Origin of the sequence: Streptomyces sp. NPDC059564 (genome assembly GCF_042735575.1) — a bacterium.
In the GTDB taxonomy this organism is placed as follows: domain Bacteria; phylum Actinomycetota; class Actinomycetes; order Streptomycetales; family Streptomycetaceae; genus Streptomyces.
Genome location: NZ_JBHWBP010000610.1, coordinates 1 through 2,316, shown reverse-complemented (window position 1 = coordinate 2,316; position 2,316 = coordinate 1). Strand labels below are relative to the sequence as shown.

Genomic DNA, 2,316 nt, shown 5'->3' with positions numbered 1-2,316 from the left:
GCCTATGTCATGAACCAGATGATCGACCGGGACCGGCAGGAGGACAACCGCGGCATGGAGATCGTGATGGCCGCCTACGGCGGCCTGCACTGATGGCGGAACCGACCACGCCTGGCTGCTGCTTGGCGAGGCGTCCGGACAGGGCCAGGATGCAGGCCATCGGGAGGTAGCGGCCCACCAGCATGACGACCACCATCAGCCTCCCACGTGGATGCCGGGGCGGCGGGCGGGGTCGGGTTCGTGTTTGCGGATGATCTCGCGGGTGACGGGGGCGGTGTCGCCGCGGCCGAGGAGGAAATAGCGGAACATGTGGGTCAGGGGGCTGCCTTCGGCCCAGGCGAAGTAGCAGTGCGGCTGCACGCCCGTGGTGTCGCGCAGGGCGAGGAGGATCGCGGCGATGGCGTTCGGGGCGGCGGGGGCTTCGGCGCGCAGGACCCGGTACCCGTCCACTTCGACCCCGCGGACCGTGAGGGTTTCGCTGAAGTCCGAGGGGTCGACGACGTCGATCTCCACGAACATCACGTCGGCCGGACCGGGCACCGGGTTGTTGCCTCGCTGTTCGCGTTCCTTGTCGGCGTACTCGGCGCCGTCGCCTGCCTGGCGGCGGTTGGCGATGATGTTGATCGCGTTGTCGTAGGCGAGGGTGTCGGTGATGAACTGCCTGGCCGCCGGGTCGAAGACGATGCGGTCGGCGCGCAGTTCGGTGGTCCGGGATACCCGGGAGATCAGGGAGATGGCGATGATCCCGGCGATGAAGAGGCCGGAGATGGTGATGCCGTCGGGCTTGTCGACGATGTTGGCCACCAGGGCGTAGAGCAGCACCGCGGTGAGCAGGGTGAAGCCCGCGGTGGTCGCGCGCTGGCGGCGGCGCAGGGCCGAGACGGTGACGGCGAAGGCGCCGGAGACCATCATGGCCAGGATGCCGGTGGCGTAGGCGCCCGCCTGGGCGTTGACATCGGCGTCGAAGGCGAAGGTGATGGCGACACAGACAACCGTGTAGACCAGTACGACCGGGCGTACGGCGCGGCCCCATTCGGGGGCCATGCCGTAGTCGGGCAGGTAGCGCGGGACGATGTTGACCAGCCCCGCCATCGCGGAGGCGCCCGCGAACCACAGGATCAGGATGGTGCTGATGTCGTAGACGGTGCCGAAGGCTTCTCCGACGTGCTCGTGGGCCAGGTAGGCCAGGGCGCGGCCATTGGCCGCCCCGCCGGCCTCGAATTCCTTGTGCGGGATCAGGACCGTGGTGACGAAGCTGGCTGCGAGCAGGTAGACGCTCATGACGGCCGCGGCGGTGGTCAGCAGCTTCCGGGAGTTGCGGATGCGGGACTCCAGCCGCTGCTCGGCGTCCTCGCCGTCGGAGGCGATGAGCGGCATCATGCTCACCCCGGTCTCGAAGCCCGACAGCCCCAGGACCAGAAGCGGGAAGGCCAGCAGTGCGGGTCCGGCCAGCTCGCCGAGTCCGCCTCCGCCGTCCATGAGCGCGTCGGTCCACGCCGACCAGGCGCCCGGCGAGGTGACGACGTCGACCACGCCGACGACGATGGTCACCGCGTTGAGCAGCAGGAAGACGGCGACCAGGGGGATCGCGACGCTGACCGCTTCGCTGAACCCGAGCAGGAACACGCCGCCGAGCAGCAGCAGGAGCGCCACCGTGATGGCGACCTCGTGGCCGTGCAGGGCCTGCGGGAAGAACGGGTTCTCCACCACGTGCACGGAGGCGTCCGCCGCGGACAGGGTGATGGTGATGATCCACGAGGTGGCGACGAACCCGAGCAGCACCAGGACGAACACCTTGCCCCGCCAGAACGGCAGCAGGTCCTCGAGCATCGCCACCGACCCCGCACCGTGCGGGCTCTCGCGGGCCACCCGCCGGTACATCGGCAGCATCCCCAGCAGGGTCAGGGCCACGATCAGCAGCGTGGCGAGCGGTGAGACCGCACCCGCCGCGAGAGCGGCGATCGCCGGGACGTAGGCGAGGCTGGAGAAGTAGTCCACTCCGGTCAGGCACATCACCTTCCACCAGGCGTGCGGCTCGCCGTGTCCCTCGCCGGCCGCAGGCCCGACCGGCTGTACGCGGTGGCGCAGCAACCACTGCGCCAGACCGCCGGTCGGTGGTGCCTCCCGGGCAGGGCTCTCCACTACTTCTGGTACCGCCAGATCGTTCACGTCTGTCATGTCCCCCATCTACCCTTCCAACTCGGCCGGTCCACGGGCTCGATGGCCCGGCAACGATGACCGAGTATGGGGGCTGCCGATGTCGCCGCCTTCGGCGGGGGTTCTGCCGTGCGGATCCGCGTTCGGCCCAGCCCGGCC

The 2,316-nt window shown here is 69.6% G+C and carries 1 protein-coding gene; it reads right to left on the bottom strand.

The features are described 5' to 3' along the window. Positions 1–195 precede the first annotated feature (195 nt). Positions 196–2,178: an amino acid transporter gene (locus ACFV0Q_RS40870; RefSeq protein ID WP_385013095.1), complete on the bottom strand. Its 1,983-nt coding sequence runs from the start codon at positions 2,176–2,178 to the stop codon at positions 196–198. Positions 2,179–2,316: the final 138 nt, after the last annotated feature.

Excerpts from the sequence above, each read along its gene's own strand:
- ACFV0Q_RS40870 (WP_385013095.1), bottom strand. The coding sequence starts at position 2,178 with ATGACAGACGTGAACGATCTGGCGGTACCAGAAGTAGTGGAGAGCCCT.